This is a genomic window from Calidifontimicrobium sp. SYSU G02091 (genome assembly GCF_022631395.1).
Classification (GTDB): domain Bacteria; phylum Pseudomonadota; class Gammaproteobacteria; order Burkholderiales; family Burkholderiaceae_C; genus Calidifontimicrobium; species Calidifontimicrobium sediminis.
On record NZ_JALBGB010000024.1, the window covers coordinates 53,883 to 65,089 of the forward strand.

An 11,207-nucleotide genomic window follows, 5' to 3' on the forward strand; every position below is an offset into this window, starting at 1 on the left:
GGGGCCGTCAGCGCAGGTTGACGATCGACTGCATCGCCTGGTCCATCGTCTTGATGGTCTGCGCGTTGGCCTGGTACATGCGCTGCGCGGTGATCATCTTGACCAGCTCGGCCGTGAGGTCGACGTTCGATTCCTCGAGCGCACCGGCCTGCAGCACGCCCATGTTGCCCTCGCCGGGCACGCCGACGATCGGGTCGCCCGACGTGTAGGTGCGCGCCCAGACGTTGTTGCCCATCGGCTGCAGTCCCTGCGGGTTGCGGAACGAGGCCAGCTCGATCTGGCCCGCCGGCTGGCTCTGGCCGTTGCTGTAGCGCGCCATGATGATGCCGTTGGGCTCGATCGTGATGCCCGACAGCTGCCCCGGCGCGTAGCCGTCCTGCGTCAGGTTGGTGACGCCGAACGCGGCGCCGTACTGCGTCGCACGGCCGAGGTCGAGCGTCGGCGTGATCGGTGTCGTCAGCGCACCGGCGCGGTTGGTCGTGACCCCGATCGGCAGCGGCACCGTGCCGTCGGGCGACGGGGTGGCCGCCACCGTGCCGTCGGCAGCGACCGGGTGAACCGCGGGGCGCGTGCCGTCGACGGGGAACACCATCTGCGCGACCGGCACCGGGTCGTCGGGGTCGGCGCTGTTGAGCGGCGTGCCGTTGGCGGTCGCGAACACGTTCCAGCGCGTCACGCCGACCGGGTCGGGCGGCACGATGGTCGACGGGTCGGCCTTCTGGAAGTAGTAGGTCAGCGCGATGTCCTGGCCGAGCGCGTCGTAGACGGTCAGCGACGTCGCGTTGTTGTACGTCGTCGGGTCGCTGAAGTTGACGGCCGGCGCGGTGTCCACCGGGCCGGAGCGCGAGTCGAGGTTGAACTCGATCACGATGCTGCCGGTGGCCTGCGGGTTGACCCCCGCGGTAGGCAGCTGCAGCGCCACGGCCGTACCCGGCATGATCGCGCCGGTGCCGTCGGCCGGGTAGCCCATCAGCTGAAGGCCCTGGTTGTTGACGATGTAACCCTGACGGTCGACCTTGAACTGGCCGTTGCGGCTGTACATCACCGGGTTGATGCCGTCGGTGACCTGGAAGAAGCCGGCGCCGTTGATCGCGAGGTCCATCGCGTTCTCGGTCACGCTGATGTTGCCCTGCGTGAACTGCTGCGCGACCGCCGCGAGGTTGACGCCGATGCCGATCGAGTTCGCGCCCGCACCGTTGAGCGCGGCGGCGTACATGTCGGAGAACTCGGCGCGCGAGGCCTTGAAGCCGAACGTGCTCGCATTGGCGACGTTGTTGCCGATGATCTCGAGGTTCTTGCTCGTCGCGTTCAGGCCCGACAGGCCCTGCTGGAATGCCATGGGACGTCCTTTCGCTGTATGGCGCTTCGGTGTTTCGGGTCAGTTGAACGCCTTGACGGCGGCGTAGGGCACGCTGCCGGCGTGGCGCAGCTCGAGCGTGAGCACGTCGCCGGCGACGACGGCGTCGACGCGGTCGCGCATCAGCGGCGTCGCGGCCACCGCGGTCGTGCCGCTCTTGGCCACGACGCGGAAGCGCTCGCCGAGCGTCGCGTCGACGCCGGCGGCAGGCACCCACTCGAAGCCGTGGCGGCCGCTGCCCAGCGCGCCGAGGTCGACGGTGTCGATCACGAGGCCGGCGCGGCTGAGCACCTCGACGCGCACGCGGTCGGCCGGCTGCGCGAGCTCGAAGCCACCCTGGACCAGCCCCGCATCGTTGGGCGACAGCCGGTCGCCCTCGACGACGACGTCGCGCCCGACGAGCGAGGCGCCCTGCAGCGCCTGCATCTGCGCGAAGTGGCCCGACAGCGACTCGACCGTCGTGTTCAGCCGCTCGACGCCGGCCACCGTCTGGATCTGCGCCATCTGGCTCGTGACCTGCGCGTTGTCGAGCGGGTTCAGCGGGTCCTGGTTCTTCAGCTGCGCGACCAGCAGCTTGAGGAAGCGGTCCTGCGCGTCGACGTCGCTGCGCGACGTCGTGGACGTGCCGGTCGCAGCGGCGGTCGCGGTGGCGAGGGCGTCGATCGCGGCCATCGCGTCACTGGCCCATCTGCAGCGTGCGCGTGAGCAGCTGCTTGGTCGTGTTCATGACCTCGACGTTGTTCTGGTACGAGCGCGACGCCGAAATCATGTTGACCATTTCCTCGACCGCGTTGACGTTGCTGTAGGTCACGTAGCCCTCGGCGTCGGCCGCCGGGTGCTTGGGGTCGTGCACACGCCGCCCGGGGGTGTTGTCCTCGCGCACCGTGCTCACGCGCACGCCGGCGTTGCCGGTGTCGCCGAAGAAGTGCGTCGCGAACGTGACCTGACGCGCCTTGTAGGCCTGGCCGTCGGGGCCGGCGACGGTGTCGGCGTTGGCCAGGTTCGACGCGACGACGTTGAGCCGCTGGCTCTGCGCGCTGACCGCGCTGCCGGCGACGCTGAAGATGTTCATCAGGCTCATGGCGGACTCCTGTAGCGCTCAGTGGCTCACTGGCTCTGGCCCTTGATGGCGTCGAGCATCGTGCGCACGCTGCCGTTGATGAAGCGCAGCGCGGCCTCGTACTTGACGGCGTTGTCGGCGAACGAGGCGCGCTCGCGGTCCATGTCGACGGTGTTGCCGTCGAGACTGGTCTGGCTCGCGGCGGCCCAGCGCAGGTGGCGCTCGCCACCGAGGCTCGCGGCCGGCGCGATGTGCCCGGGAGCCGTGCGCGCGACCGTGCCCGCCGGCGCGACGCCGGCGGTGGCCTCGCGCAGCGCCTGCGCGAAATCCATCTCGCGCGCCTGGTAGCCGGGCGTGTCGGCGTTGGCGATGTTGCTGGCGATCAGCCGCTGGCGCTCGGCGCGCAGCAGCAGCGCCTGCGACTGGAAATCGAGCACCTGACCGAGGCGTGGCAGCATGGCTGGACGGGGGGCTCCCGTGGCGGATGGACTGCGGGTCATTGTGGGCAGCGCCCTGCGCGCCTTGACCCGGATAAGGGCGGGCTCGAGCGGCCAATTCCGCGCCTCGTGCCGGTGGCGGCGGCCTACATTGGCGGGCGTGAAAGTCCATCGCAGACCCCGCCGCGACGCCGTGCCCAGCCCCCGAGGCAGCGGGCGCGTGGACGTCGTGCGCTTCGCGTCCCGGCTGTGCGCGCGTGTCGGCGCCGGCCTCGCGCTGGCCGCCGCGTCGCTCGCCGCCGTGGCGCAGGCGGCCGTCGCCGAGGTACCCGACGCGGCGCTGCGCGAGCAGCTGCGCGCCACGCTGCAGCAGGCGGCCGCCGCGCATCCCCGCGTGCCGCCGGGTGCGCGCACCGTCGTCGAACTGGGCCGGCTCGACGCGCGGCTGCGGCTCGCGCCGTGCGAACGCATCGAGCCGCAGTGGCCCGCGTCGGCGTGGGGCGCGGTGCGCGTCGGGCTGCGCTGCACCGCCGGGCCGACGCGCTGGCACGTGCACCTGCCCGCGACGGTGCAGGTCCTGGCGCCGGGCTGGGTCGCCGCGGCCGACCTGGCCGCCGGCACCGAACTCGAGGCGGCGCACCTGCGCCGCGCCGAGGTCGACCTCGCCGCCGGCGGTGTCGTCGAGCAGCCGCTGCTGCTCGGGCGCACACTCGCGCGGCCGCTGGCCGCCGGCGCGCCGGTGCGCGCCGCCGACCTGCGGGCGCGCCAGTGGTTCGCCGCCGGCGACGTCGTGCAGGTCGTCGCGGTCGGGCGCGGCTACCGCATCAGCGGCCAGGGTCAGGCGATGGCGGCGGGCATCGAAGGCCAGCGCGTGCGCGTGCGCACCGACAGCGGGCGCATCGTCACCGGCGTGCCGGTGGCGCCGTCGCGCGTCGAGGTGACCCTGTGACGCGCCGCCCGCCCGCCGCCACCGGCGTCCCCCGCGTTTCGGGGGGCGGGCGCACAATCGGCCCCGTCAGCCCTCAAGTCGGGCGCCCGCGCACCGATACCACCGACATGTTGAATGGGTCGGCCCCCGCCGACCGCTGGAGCACACCATGAAGATCGGCCCGCTCGAGCCCAAAGCTGCCGTCGTCCCCGTCGGCGGCGAGCGCTCTTCCGCTGCCGCGGCCCCGGCCAAACCCCAGGCCGCCGGGCAGGAGGAGAGCGCGAAGGTCGAACTCTCGGCGACTGCGCTGGCCGTGACCGAAGGCAACGCCGACTTCGACGCCGAGAAGGTGCAGCGCATCGCGCAGGCGATCCGCGACGGCAAGTACGAGGTCAACGCCGACGTGATCGCCGACAAGCTGATCGCCAACGCGCGCGAACTGCTCGACCGTTCGTCGCGCTGAACCCCGCCGCGCCGCCGCGGCGGCGTTCCCCATCGCTGCGCCCGCGCGCGCCCCTCGCCGTCATGCCGCCCAGCCCCGCACCGAGCCTCCGCCCTGCCCCCGTCCCGACCGCCGCCGACGCCGTGCTCGAGTCGGCGCTGGCCACCGTCGAGCAGCACCTGGCATCGCTCGGCAGGGCGCTGTGCGAACGCGACAGCGAGGACATCGAACGCCACGCGAGCGCGCTACACCGCGCACTGGCGGCGGCCGTCGCGCAGTTCGCGCAGGCCGCGCGACGCGGCGCGGTGCCGCTCGAACTGCGCCAGCGCCTGGCGCTGGCCAGCGGCCAGGTCGCCGCACAGCGCGAGTCGCTGGCGCGCGCAACCGCCGCGCTCGACCGCGCGATCGACGTGCTGATGCCGTCGACCGCGACGCCGGCGGCGCTGTACTCGGCGAGCGGCACCGGCGAGCGCAGCGGCTTCGGCACGACCCACGCCTGAGTCACCGCGCCGCCGTTGCGCGGGCGCGCCGCCGGTACCTGCCTCACCGGCGCAGCGCCATCACTCGCGCGCGACGTCGTCCTCGAAGCACGTGCCCCCCGCCAGCAGCGCCCAGCGCGGATAGGTCGCCTCGAAGTCGGCGACGATGCGCGCCAGCGGCATGTCGTCGAAGCTGCCGCGCTGGCGCACGTATTCCATGTGGCGCTGCCCGGCGCGGTCGTACGGGTGGTACAGCGAGTCGTGCACGCCGTCGAACTCGAGCGGCAGCAGCCCGAAGCGCTCGCACAGCTCGACGTTGAACGCCGGCGTCGCCTTGCGCCACGCGCCGTCGAGCCACAGGTCGACATAGCCGTGCCAGATGAACACGTCGGTGCCCATCGTGCGGCGCAGGCGCTCGGTGCTCAGGTGGTTGCGCACGTCGGCGTAGCCCACGCGCGCCGGGATGCCCGCCGCGCGCGCGGCGGCGGCGAGCAGCGCCGCCTTCGGCACGCACCAGCCGTGACCGGTGGCCAGCACCGTGCTCGCGCGCATGCCCGCCGGCGACAGGTCGATGCGGTACGGGTCGTAGCGGAAGCCGTCACGCACCGCGAGGTACAGCGCGACCGCGCGCTCGCGGTCGTTCGCGCCCACCGCGTGGTGGCGCGCGAACGCGACGACGTCGGGGTGGTCGCTGTCGAGCAGCGCGGTCGGTGCCAGGCACGCGGCATCGGGCGGCCGGCCGGTGCGGTCGTCGTCGTGCCCCATTCCAACGGGATCCAGCGGGTCAGACATTCCAGGCCTGCGCGACGAGCCGGATGTGGCCGGCGATGCCCGGGTCCGCGCCGCTGTCGAACGGGATCGTGAACTGGATCTGGCCGCTCTTGAGCTGGTCGTACGACAGCGCGTGCCGCGCACGGGTCGCCGTCTCGCTCTGCCAGCCGTGGTTCACGACCCAGTCGTGCCCGGGCTGCGCCGGCGGCACCATTTCGATGATCGCGGTGTCGCGGAACAGGTAGCCGCCTTCGTAGTGCTCGTCGGCCCAGAAGCGCTGGTCGACCTGGTAGTCGGGCACGCGCACGCCGAGCGTCATCGCATACGCGAGCGACGCACGCTCGGGGTTGACGCGCGCGCGGTTGGCGAGGAACACCGTCGACAGGTAGACGTTGCGGTCGCCGGGGCGGGTGCCGCCGGCGAGCTGCGCGTGCGTGCGGCACGCCGGCGAGTCCTCCTCGGCGACGCGGCGCGTCAGGTACCAGCGCTTGCCGCGCGGGCCGGCGAGCAGCTCGAACTGGTACAGCGCCTCGACCTTCTTGCGCTGCAGCGCCTTCGGCAGCCGCACCTCGTCGACGTCGACCCAGATGTCGACGCGCAGGTCGCCGAACAGGAAGCGCGTCAGGTTCTGGTACGCCTCCTCGCTGTTGACGAGGCCGAAGAAGCCGCTGTGCGCGCGGTAGGCGTACGCGGTGGGCGCCGGCGCCGTCATCTGCCCGGCGTCGTCGAGCCCCCACACGCGCGCGTTCTCGATGCGCACGAGCCCGTCGCTGCCGTGCCCGGCGAACGCACGCGACAGCCCCATCGCCGCCTCGTAGTCGCCGCGGTTGGTGCCGACCATGCAGAAGAAGCGCTGCGACGGGAACGCGCGCTCGGGCAGCAGGTCCACGCGCTTGAGCCGCTTGTACGGCTCGGCCAGGTCGAGGTACTTGGCCATGCGCTCGCGGTTGAAGGTGTCGATCTCACTGGCACTCAGCCACGACGGCACGTTGATGCCGAGCACCTCAATGCCGTTGTGCGGCGTGCCGTAGGTGAACACCTTGTCGACGCTGCGGCGCGCGCGGTCGTCGCCCAGCCGTGCGTTCTGCAGGAACGCGCGCACGACGAGCCCGCCCATCGAGTGCGCGACGAGATAGCAGCGAAAGCTCGCCGGCGTCACGCCGTCGTCCTTGCGCGCGCACACGAGCTGGCGCACGCGCAGGATCAGGTCGCTCAGGCCCTTGGCGTAGACCTCGATCTCGCGCGCCTTGCCGTCGCCGAGCAGCCTCGAGCCCGAGTCGTAGTAGCGGTAGACGATGATCGAGCGGCGTGCGATGCCGGTGCCGGGCTCGCCGTCGGGGCCCGGCGGCGGCTGCCAGTCCGGGTCCATGATGCCCAGGCCGTTCTCGTAGACGTCACGGTAGCCGAAGTCGGTCGTCAGCCGCAGCAGCGGCGACTCGAAGACGAACTTCTTCGCCGGTGCGCCACGGTCGACCGCGGCGCGGTAGACGGTGGAGCCGGTGTTGAAGCCGCAGAACGGGTCGGCGGCGGTCTCGTCGCGCTCGCCGGCGGTCATCGCGTAGCCGCGCACGTAGATGATCGGGTGGAACGCGTCGACCATGCCGCCTCCTCGTCGTGGCGCGCGGTGACGCGGGGCCATCCCCGGCGCGGGCCGCGCGGTGCGAGGGTCAGCTTAACCGAAGGCCCGGCGCGGCGCGAGCGCCGCCGCAGCCGTCAGAACTCGAAAGCCAGCCGCAGCCCGCCCCAGTGGCGGCCGTCGACGGTGATCGGCGCCGCGGCTTCCTTGAGCACGACGAAGCGCCCGCCGCCCATGTCGCGGCGGTACGTCTGCAGCAGGAACGGGCGCTGGTTGCGCGCGCTGGCCAGTCCCGTGCGGTCGTTGAAGATGCGCCGCCCGCGCGCGTGGGCGGTGTTCCACGCGACGTCGCCCGGGCGCTGCGGCTGGTTGTACTTGCGGTTGTGGCACGGGATGTAGCCGTTGCGGTCCACCGCGATGCAGAACACGACCTTGTCGGACATCTCGAGCACCTTCTCCTGCACCTGCGGGAACAGCCGCTCGGCCAGCGCGACGAAGCGCGTCAGGTGCTGCTGCGGCTCGGTGCCGGGGATCGGCGCGTAGTGCTCGTCGAACAGGTCGGCGCTGCTGATCGCGCCGCTGCGCAGCGCCCCCTCGAGCAGTTGCGAGATCTGCGCCGCCGCCTGCTGCGCGGCGCGGATGTAAGGCGTGTCCTCGGTCTCGATGCCGGCGTCGGCGACCAGTTCGATCAGCGCCTCGCTCGCCTTCAGGAAGGCCTCGCTGCGCCCGAGCGCGCTGTCGAGCGCCTTCGCGCTGGCGCGCATGTCGGACTCGATCGCGCCCATCTGGCGGTTGACGTCGGCCACCACGTCGCGGCTGCGCTGCGCCGCCTCGGCGATGCGCGCGACGCCGGCGTCGACCTGCGCGAGCGCGCGGTGCACCGCACCGGCGTCGTCGCCGGCGCCCTCGCGCGACTGGATCTCGCGCGCCAGCGCGGCGATGCGCCCGTCCAGGCGCCCGACCGTCTCCATGATCGCCTTCGACGACGCCTCGACCTTGGCCGCCAGGTCCTTCACGGCGTCGGCGACGACGCCGAAGCCGCGCCCGGCCTCGCCGGCGCGCTTGGCCTCGACGCTGGCGTTGAACGCGACGAGCCGCGTCTGCAGCGCGATCTGCGTGATCTCGCCGGCCGCGCCGGCCACCTCGCGCAGCGTGTCGACGATGCCGGCCACTTCGCCGCCCACGGCCTCGACCGCCTCGCGCGCGCCGGCCACCGCGGCCGAGCCCTGCGCGGTGTGCGCCCCGATGGCCTGCTGCACCTCGGAGACGTCGTGCAGCCGCTGCGCCAGCGCCTGCAGCGACTGCGCGAGCCGCACCGACGCCTTCTGCGTGTCGTCGATGACGCCGCGCACCTCGGCCGCTTCGCGACCGAGTTGCGCCGTCTCGCGCGCCAGGCGGTGCATCAGGGCGCCGTCGCTGCCGGCGGCAGCGGGCGGTGGCGCCGTCGTCGTGGATGCGGCGGCCGCGTCGGCCGCGGGCGCCGGGGCCGGCTTGGCGCGGAAAAGGGTCAGCATGCTTGTGCCTCGCGTCGTCGGTGGGGTCGCTTCACCAGTCGCGCAGCCGCGCGCGCAGCCGCGCGATGCTCTGGCTGTGCAGCTGGCACACGCGGCTCTCGGTCACGCCGAGCACGGCGGCGATCTCCTTCAGGTTCATGTCCTGCTCGTAGTACATGCTCATCACGTACTGCTCGCGCTCGGGCAGGTTCTTGATCGCCTCGACGAGCGCCTCGCGCATGCGGCGGTCCTCGAGCAGCCCCATCGGGTTGGCGTCCTCGTCGGCGACGTGGCGGTCGAGGTAGCTGTCGTCGCCGTCGTCGCCGCTCATGTCCTCGAGGTAGACGAGCTGCGTGCCGCGCACCTTGCCGAGCAGGTCCTGGTACTCGGCCAGGCTCAGCCCCATCTCCTTGGCGATCTCGCCCTCGGTCGGCGCGCGGCCGAGCTTCTGCTCGAGCTTGTGCACCGCGGCCTCGATGCTGCGCTGCTGGCGGCGGTTGCCGCGGCTCATCCAGTCGCTGCCGCGCAGCTCGTCGAGCATCGCGCCGCGGATGCGCTGCGTCGCGAAGGTCTCGAACTGCACGCCCTGCGCGGCGTCGAAGCGCCCGAGCGCGTCGTTGAGCCCGATCATCCCGACCTGGATCAGGTCGTCGAGCTCGACGTTGGCCGGCAGCTTGGCGATCATCTGGTGCGCCAGCCGCCGCACGAGCGGGCTGTACTGCTTGAGCAGGGCGCTGTGGTCGAGTCGGCCTTTGGCGGTGTACATCGGTCGGGGCTCCGGGGTCAGTGCCACGCCGGCATGCGGTCGGCCGGCGCGACGGGAAAGCGGGCAGCGGGGGCGGCGGCCGGCGCGTCGTGCGTCTCGAGCAGACCGTGCGCCAGGCGCAGCAGCGCGGCGTCGGGCACGTCGCCGGCCTCGGCGGCCGGGTCGACGACGGCCCAGTCGTGCAGCACGGCACCGACGAAGCGGTCGGCACAGTCGGCCAGCCGCGGCGCGATGCGCTCGCGCCGCGGCGAGTTCGGCGCCGCCGCGAGCAGCAGGTCGAACGCGCGCCAGCCGCTGCGCAGCGCGAGCAGCTTCAGGCTCGCGTAGGCCTCGGTGACGCTGGCGGGCTGGTCGGCGGCCATCAGCACCGGGCGCACCGCGCGGCGCATGAACAGGCGCGCGAGGTCGCTCGCGCCGGCGTGCACGACGATGGTGTCGGCCTGCGGCGCGGCGTCGGCGAGCGCGACGAGCAGCCCGTCGGCGCAGCCGCGCGTGTCGACGTGGCGCCGCGGCAGCCCGCGCGCCGGCAGGTACGACAAGTGCGGCGCGAGCGGCTCGATGCACGCGGCCAGGTCGAGCCACGCGAGCTCGGGTGCAGCGGGCGACGTCTCGGCCGCGTCGACGACGAGCACGTGGCGGCCGAGCGCGGCGAACGCCGTCGTCAGCCGCTCGATCAGCACGCCGGCAAAGGGCACGCGTGCGTTGGCGGCCAGCGCGACGAAGACCGCGCGCGACGCCGCGAACAGCCGGCGCAGGCCGTCGGCCTGGTCGAACGGGCCCGGACGCGAGGCGTAGAAGTCGATCATCGGCAGCGGCGCGGCGGGTTCAGACGTGCAGCGGCGCCCCGGCGGCGGCCGCGGGCATCGCCGCGAACACGAGGTTGACGTCGTCGCGGCCCATCTGCCACGCGGCGGGCGCGCTCGCGCGCAGCGCGCGCTGCACCAGCGCCTGCGCCGACAGGCGGTGCCAGTCCTCGGGCACGCGCTGCCCGTTGGCCACGCCCATCACGTGCGCCTTGTGGCGGATCAGCGCGTCCAGGGCCGGCCCGAGCTTGACGGCCTCGTCGATCTTGCTGAGCACGACGCCGCGGCAGGCGCTGGCGCGCCACGACAGCAGCACGTCGTCGATCGTCTCGCCCTGCGCCGACGCATTGACGACGAGCAGCTTCTGGATGCTGCGGTGCTGCAGCATGTCGAGCAGCTCGCGCGTGCGGCTGTCGCGCTGCGCCATGCCGGCGGTGTCGATCAGCACCATCTTTTTGCCCGCGAGCAGATCAAGCAGGTCGTCGAGCGAGGCGCGGTCGTGCGCGGTGTGCACCGGCACGCCGAGGATGCGGCCGTAGGTGCGCAGCTGCTCGTGCGCGCCGACGCGGTACGCGTCGAGCGTGATCAGCCCGAGCGCGCCGGCGCCGTGGCGCGTCGCGAACGCGGCGGCGATCTTCGCGGTGGTCGTCGTCTTGCCGACGCCGGTCGAGCCGATCAGCGCGAACACGCCGCCCAAGTCTTCGAGCGCGGGTTCCTGCTCGGCGGCGACGAGGTTGCGCTCGAGCACGCCGGCGGCCCAAGCCATCGGGTCGGCGACATCGGCGGGCAGGGCCTCGCCGAGCTTGCGGATCAGCCCCGGCGAGAAGCCGGCGTCGAGCAGCTTCTGGCTCAGCGTCGCCTGCGCCGGGCTCTTCTGCAGCTTCTCCATGAAGGCCAGCGCGCCGAAGCGCTGCTCGATCAGGCCCTTCATCGCGCGCAGCTCGTTCATCATCTCGGCCTGCTCGCGGCGCGCGGCGCGCTCGGCGTCGGGCGTCACGTGCGCCGCATCGAGGCGGATGTCGTCGCGCAGCACGGGCACGTGGTGCGCCGGCGCCGCGGCGGCCGGCTCGGCGGCCGCGGGCAGCGGCGCCGCGG

Annotated in this window: 13 protein-coding genes; 3 read left to right on the forward strand and 10 right to left on the reverse strand. The window is 73.1% G+C overall.

The genetic code is table 11. The features are described 5' to 3' along the window. Nucleotides 1-7: 7 nt before the first annotated feature. From flgE to flgB, 4 genes are read right to left on the reverse strand one after another with little or no spacing between them, the layout of a single operon-like run. On the reverse strand, nucleotides 8-1,339 hold the full coding sequence (gene flgE, locus MOJ79_RS14270; RefSeq protein WP_241924748.1) for a flagellar hook protein FlgE: 1,332 nt from the start codon (nucleotides 1,337-1,339) through the stop codon (nucleotides 8-10). Between the two features lie 39 nt (nucleotides 1,340-1,378). Beyond that, entirely contained in the window at nucleotides 1,379-2,029 is a 651-nt protein-coding gene (locus tag MOJ79_RS14275; RefSeq protein WP_241924749.1) for a flagellar hook assembly protein FlgD, read from the reverse strand. Nucleotides 2,030-2,033: 4 nt separating this feature from the next. Further along, complete coding sequence (gene flgC / locus MOJ79_RS14280; RefSeq protein WP_119291718.1) at nucleotides 2,034-2,438, reverse strand: flagellar basal body rod protein FlgC; 405 nt, start codon at nucleotides 2,436-2,438, stop codon at nucleotides 2,034-2,036. A 26-nt stretch (nucleotides 2,439-2,464) separates the two neighbouring features. Beyond that, nucleotides 2,465-2,875 (reverse strand): flagellar basal body rod protein FlgB, encoded by a 411-nt coding sequence (gene flgB, locus MOJ79_RS14285; protein ID WP_241924750.1) that lies wholly within the window; start codon nucleotides 2,873-2,875, stop codon nucleotides 2,465-2,467. Nucleotides 2,876-3,047: 172 nt separating this feature from the next. On the opposite strand from flgB, the gene flgA reads away from it, so the two are divergent. The 3 genes from flgA to MOJ79_RS14300 all read left to right on the forward strand — a co-directional run bounded on the left by flgA (nucleotide 3,048) and on the right by MOJ79_RS14300 (nucleotide 4,724). Further along, on the forward strand, nucleotides 3,048-3,803 hold the full coding sequence (gene flgA / locus MOJ79_RS14290) for a flagellar basal body P-ring formation chaperone FlgA (RefSeq protein ID WP_241924751.1): 756 nt from the start codon (nucleotides 3,048-3,050) through the stop codon (nucleotides 3,801-3,803). Between the two features lie 148 nt (nucleotides 3,804-3,951). Further along, nucleotides 3,952-4,245, forward strand: a complete 294-nt coding sequence (gene flgM / locus MOJ79_RS14295; protein WP_241924752.1) for a flagellar biosynthesis anti-sigma factor FlgM — start codon at nucleotides 3,952-3,954, stop codon at nucleotides 4,243-4,245. 62 nt (nucleotides 4,246-4,307) lie between these two features. Further along, nucleotides 4,308-4,724, forward strand: coding sequence for a hypothetical protein (locus MOJ79_RS14300; RefSeq protein ID WP_241924753.1), 417 nt, complete (start codon nucleotides 4,308-4,310; stop codon nucleotides 4,722-4,724). A 60-nt stretch (nucleotides 4,725-4,784) separates the two neighbouring features. On the opposite strand, the gene MOJ79_RS14305 is transcribed toward MOJ79_RS14300, so the two are convergent. From MOJ79_RS14305 to flhF, 6 genes are all read right to left on the reverse strand, one after another. After that, a complete protein-coding gene (locus MOJ79_RS14305) occupies nucleotides 4,785-5,468 on the reverse strand; it encodes a transglutaminase-like domain-containing protein (protein WP_241924754.1) in 684 nt (227 codons plus the stop codon). Between the two features lie 19 nt (nucleotides 5,469-5,487). Then, nucleotides 5,488-7,074: an esterase/lipase family protein gene (locus tag MOJ79_RS14310; protein ID WP_241924755.1), complete on the reverse strand. Its 1,587-nt coding sequence runs from the start codon at nucleotides 7,072-7,074 to the stop codon at nucleotides 5,488-5,490. 113 nt (nucleotides 7,075-7,187) lie between these two features. Continuing rightward, nucleotides 7,188-8,564: a methyl-accepting chemotaxis protein gene (locus tag MOJ79_RS14315; RefSeq protein WP_241924756.1), complete on the reverse strand. Its 1,377-nt coding sequence runs from the start codon at nucleotides 8,562-8,564 to the stop codon at nucleotides 7,188-7,190. 31 nt (nucleotides 8,565-8,595) lie between these two features. Further along, the gene (locus tag MOJ79_RS14320) at nucleotides 8,596-9,309 is read right to left on the reverse strand and encodes an RNA polymerase sigma factor FliA (protein WP_119355287.1); all 714 of its coding nucleotides are present in this window, start codon (nucleotides 9,307-9,309) and stop codon (nucleotides 8,596-8,598) included. Nucleotides 9,310-9,326: 17 nt separating this feature from the next. Next, nucleotides 9,327-10,115 carry a MinD/ParA family ATP-binding protein gene (locus tag MOJ79_RS14325; protein WP_241924757.1) on the reverse strand — a complete coding sequence of 263 codons (789 nt, stop codon included), beginning with the start codon at nucleotides 10,113-10,115 and terminating at the stop codon, nucleotides 9,327-9,329. 19 nt (nucleotides 10,116-10,134) lie between these two features. Further along, a partial coding sequence (gene flhF / locus MOJ79_RS14330) for a flagellar biosynthesis protein FlhF (protein WP_241924758.1) occupies nucleotides 10,135-11,207 on the reverse strand: 1,073 nt, incomplete at its 5' end.

What these genes read in the sequence shown, in the direction of transcription:
- MOJ79_RS14305 (WP_241924754.1), bottom strand. Translation starts at nt 5,468, where the DNA reads ATGGGGCACGACGACGACCGCACCGGCCGGCCGCCCGATGCCGCGTGC.
- MOJ79_RS14315 (WP_241924756.1), bottom strand. Translation starts at nt 8,564, where the DNA reads ATGCTGACCCTTTTCCGCGCCAAGCCGGCCCCGGCGCCCGCGGCCGAC.
- flgE (WP_241924748.1), bottom strand. Translation starts at nt 1,339, where the DNA reads ATGGCATTCCAGCAGGGCCTGTCGGGCCTGAACGCGACGAGCAAGAAC.
- MOJ79_RS14310 (WP_241924755.1), bottom strand. Translation starts at nt 7,074, where the DNA reads ATGGTCGACGCGTTCCACCCGATCATCTACGTGCGCGGCTACGCGATG.
- MOJ79_RS14320 (WP_119355287.1), bottom strand. Translation starts at nt 9,309, where the DNA reads ATGTACACCGCCAAAGGCCGACTCGACCACAGCGCCCTGCTCAAGCAG.
- flgM (WP_241924752.1), top strand. Translation starts at nt 3,952, where the DNA reads ATGAAGATCGGCCCGCTCGAGCCCAAAGCTGCCGTCGTCCCCGTCGGC.
- flgB (WP_241924750.1), bottom strand. Translation starts at nt 2,875, where the DNA reads ATGCTGCCACGCCTCGGTCAGGTGCTCGATTTCCAGTCGCAGGCGCTG.
- MOJ79_RS14300 (WP_241924753.1), top strand. Translation starts at nt 4,308, where the DNA reads ATGCCGCCCAGCCCCGCACCGAGCCTCCGCCCTGCCCCCGTCCCGACC.
- flgC (WP_119291718.1), bottom strand. Translation starts at nt 2,438, where the DNA reads ATGAGCCTGATGAACATCTTCAGCGTCGCCGGCAGCGCGGTCAGCGCG.
- MOJ79_RS14275 (WP_241924749.1), bottom strand. Translation starts at nt 2,029, where the DNA reads ATGGCCGCGATCGACGCCCTCGCCACCGCGACCGCCGCTGCGACCGGC.
- MOJ79_RS14325 (WP_241924757.1), bottom strand. Translation starts at nt 10,115, where the DNA reads ATGATCGACTTCTACGCCTCGCGTCCGGGCCCGTTCGACCAGGCCGAC.